The organism is Xenorhabdus stockiae (genome assembly GCF_002632825.1).
GTDB lineage: Bacteria > Pseudomonadota > Gammaproteobacteria > Enterobacterales > Enterobacteriaceae > Xenorhabdus > Xenorhabdus stockiae.
In genome coordinates, this window is sequence record NZ_NJAJ01000078.1 from 1 (window position 1) to 4423 (window position 4423).

Genomic DNA, 4423 nt, shown 5'->3' on the forward strand with positions numbered 1-4423 from the left:
ATACCACCGTTACTGCATCCGGCAAATGGTCCTGCGGGCCTTACCTATTCGGAAAGGGAAAATTCACGGTATCGGCGGAACAGTTTATCAGCCATGAACCGCACTCTACAACGCAGGCATCCTATGAAATCCAGCCAGCGTATGGAGCTTCTTCAGTCAACTACTTACATTTACATTTTAACCACCATTCAATAAATATTAGGCCTTATGTTCCACCATGTTGTGCAACCATAACGTCAATGGAGGATGCTCAAATTATACCTGATGGAAAATATGACATATCCGGTTTAATTAATACTAATATTCCAAATGATGTTAAAAAAATTAAAGTATCAATTTCTAGTTTTGATGATCCTGGCTACACTCATACTTCTGAACCAACGAAAGAATATACACCGGATGTTGATTTTAATTCCGGTACATGGAGCATTAAAGGTTTAACCGCAAAATGTTTTAATTACTATAAAGCATCTGTGTTTTGTAACAAAAATAGGGAAGAGGCAAATAATCTCCCCGGAAAAAAAGAAATTAAATTTAGTGTGGCACGTTGTCCGGTAAAAATCACAAAACCTGTTATGCATGAATTTATTACTTCAACAGACGACAATCCTAAACAGATTGTAATTGAAGGGAAAGTAACGGAAAAAACGCCTCTCGATATAATTGCAAACTACTATTCAAATGGTGAACATACACTCCCACTTCTTTCTCGTATTGGAAATAACTGGCAAACAAAAATTAGTGATGCTCCTGCCGGTTTTATACAAATTAAAGCTAAAAATACAGGAACGCCAAATGTTCCCATCAAAAATAACAATGACGAAGTTACTATACTGAAATCAAAAGATTTTTCCGTAAAATATGAAATCATCGATAATGTATTTATCCACATTTATGGAACTTCCTTGCCTAATAATGATAAAAAAATTAGTGATTTCAAAGAAACTCTCCACCCTAAAATAATAATATTTTCTGATGGTGTAAAATCAGAAGAAATAATTCCTGATGAAAAAGGAAATTGGAGTTCAGACAATGAATATTATGCTAAACGAGGGGTATATTCTTTTACTATCCATGAAACATCTGATAATGAACATTATCCAGCAAGGAAAGATAAAACACTGGAATGTACTGGAGGTAATGACCATATGAATTGTATTGAAAAAAAATAATTAATCTCCCCATTCAGGAGGCTGTTATGATTATATTTAAAATATTTTTGATCCTCTTGTTACTATCTTACAGTATAAATGTATTTATACTGTATATTAGGCCTTCTATCTAAGGAGATTTGAACAAAAAGAACGACGGCATAGCGCCTCCTGATAGGAGGCGTCAGATTACTGACAAAGTGCTGGTTTTTTTATCCGGCACTTTGATTTAATCAAATTCCGTTCAACCACTTCTGCTTTATTGCGCCGGACGCACTTTCTATGCCCAACTATATTCTGCACATGCTGGATGAAAAACAGGTGAGCTACAGCACTCACAACAATTTTGGAGATGTGCTGCCTGAGCTGGATATTATGTATATGACCCGCTGCCACGTATTGGTGAAATTACTGTTGATGTAGATAAAACGCCTTATGCGTACTATTTCCAGCAGGCAGGTCATGGAATTTATGCTCATCAGGCATTGCTATCGCTGGTACCGAATGAAAATGTTGTTATAGATTAATGCTGAAATAATTAATTAACATAAATAAGCAGTTACAAATATTATGACTAATTTTAAAACATCAGTAAATATGATTCTGAGATTAAAGTAGTAAATAGTGACTGTATGTATTATGTTGGAAATATACACTTCGTCTTTCAAGTTGCCTCTTTGTTGGCTGCACTCGTTCACCCCAGTCACATAGTTATCTATGCTCCTGGGGATGAACTCCCTTGCCGCCGTGACGCATCTTGAAATCCATTGTGTATAAAGATATTAATTTAAAATCTGAAGGTAATGACCATATGACTTGTATCGAAAAAAATAATTAATCTCCCCATTCAGGAGGATGTTATGATTATATTTAAAGTATTTTTTACCCTCTCATTATTATCTTACAGTATAAATGTATTTTCAGATACTGTATTGAATCATCAGCCAATAGAAACAATTGCTGGAGGAGAAGAAAGCTGTATTGATAGTAAAGATAGCAAATGCAAACCTTGGGTTGTAAATATCCGTACTGAAGATAAATTAGGAAAACATATTGGTTCATGTAGTGGTTCGTTGATCTCTCCAAGCTATGTTTTAACGGCAGCACATTGCCAGGGTGACTCTAAAATCATTAAAACATATTCGATTTTAAATTATAAAAAAGAAGTAATTGGTACTGCAAAATATCAAAATTTTGTTCCATACTCTAATATCAAAGGTAATATCGCAGATTTTGCAATAATAAAATTAGATAAGCCTACTACTTTAAATAATTATGGCCATGTTCGTCGTTTCTTTGATTATGATGAAGCTTATGAAAAAATAGACAAAAATTATTATAACGCTTCTGTCTATGGCTATGGTAGTTTGGGAATTGATCCAACAACAGGAAATCAGATAAAAAATACTGAAAAAAAACAGCGGAGAGCTGATGTTAATATTGTCACTGATGCCATAGATCAACATCTAAATCATGGGATTCTTATAAAAGAAAATAAAGATTTAAAGCCAGGAATTGCACAACCTGGAGACTCTGGCGGCCCGATTATTTGGCATGATACAATCATCGGTGTTGCATCCACAGGAATAATTACTCTTAAAGATAGCAATAAATCTCGTCCATTTTTTTCCGCTTCAGATGTTACAGGAAAATATCTTAATAACAATTTTATTGGCAAAAGAAACCTAGAAGATTGGTTTTCTAAAAAAATGAAAAGAATATGGATCTACAATCCTGATTGGGGTGAAAAATTAAGTAAAAGGCGAAAAATCATACCTGTAGAGGGATTTGGTCGTCCATCTTCTGAGATCAAACTTCGTTACTCCATTGATCACAAAGATGAAAAAAATACTGAATGTCCGGTAGACAAAAATGGGACATGGAAATGTGATATCCCATATGGTTCCTATTTTACTAAAAAAATTAAAGAAAACAATGAATATGAAATTACTATTACAGCTGAAGAGTTAAATAAAGTTAATGCATCATGGGAGAGTGATACCATAACAGCAACAATACCAAATGCAAAGCAAGAGATTAGTATTATTTACCCATCAGATAAATCAATAGTTCTAACCAAAAACTTTACCATACGTGGATACGCCGCCCCTGGTTCTGATATAGAGTTGACATTAAAATCTAACCGTAAATACGACAAAGAAAGTTATACACAGGACGTGTTATGCTCTGGGTTAGATAATAAAAGTTTGATAAAAACAGGTGAGAATGGACTATGGTCATGCAGTATAAAGTCTGATATTCATCTTAAAAATTTAGGAAAAGATGACAACTATAATATAACTATATCTCAAAAAGCCCAAAAGAAAAAAATCAGCGATCAAGTCAGCATCAGTTTAAAACCAGAAGATTATTCCACTTTAAAGGTGGAGCCAAAAAAAAGAAAAGGAGACATATATAAAAAAATATTAGAATATAACGTGAATTATGCTAACAATGCAAAGCTAGTCTGTATTCTTGACGGTTATCTTACAAATTGTAAAAATAATCCTCGAGGTGAAAATATTTTTCTTTTCAATAACTCTAATTCAAAAAAAGACGATTTTGATGAAAACAAAAAATATTCTGAATTTATCGGTGCAATACAAAAACTGGAGAACGTTGACCCATTTGATCCAAAGTTACGGTATAGTAAAAATTTCACATATAAAGGCGGATATTTTATGCCTTATTTTAATAAAGAATATCCGATGGAATCACCAACAAAAATCTCACCTATTGATATACAAAATAAAAAATTCACTGGTTTTGGTGGTGATGATCAACGTTATACTCTCTCAAATGATGATATACTTTTACCTTCAGAATATTCTATCTGCATGAAAAAAAGCAGTCAGTCACCTTCAAATTCCCCTCAATGCAATAGAGATGATAAGGATATCTACGTAAAAATCCCATTGGAAAATGGTAATTATTTTTCCGAAATACCAATACAATATAGTGATTATGGAGAAAGACATGATTTTCCAAACTGGAGTTTATCGCTTCCTCCTGAATTGAAAGACGGGGTTTATTATATTGAGATAATGGACAGGTTTAGACCTCAAGGACTCAATATTGAGCCTCATATTTGGAACGGTGGCTTACAAAAAGCATATTTTGAAATCGAAACCCCTGACGTTGGCTTTACAAGCCCGGAAAACATCTCAGATACTGTTGCGACAGTATCAGGAACTGCCAATATTCCCGGTGAAACAGTTAACGTCAGAAAACGTAAACTCACCCTTTCTCGGGGGGCATCAAGGGTAGATGCG

The 4423-nt window shown here is 34.0% G+C and carries 1 protein-coding gene and 2 pseudogenes; all 3 read left to right on the plus strand.

Annotated features, from left to right (window positions below; genetic code table 11):
* Positions 1-1172: pseudogene (locus Xsto_RS21745) on the plus strand (hypothetical protein); the annotation flags it as partial.
* 225 nt (positions 1173-1397) lie between these two features.
* Positions 1398-1678 (plus strand): annotated as a pseudogene (locus Xsto_RS19900) (aspartate carbamoyltransferase); the annotation flags it as partial.
* Positions 1679-2011: 333 nt separating this feature from the next.
* The coding region (locus tag Xsto_RS19905; protein ID WP_141554550.1) for a trypsin-like serine protease at positions 2012-4423 on the plus strand (2412 nt) is incomplete at its 3' end.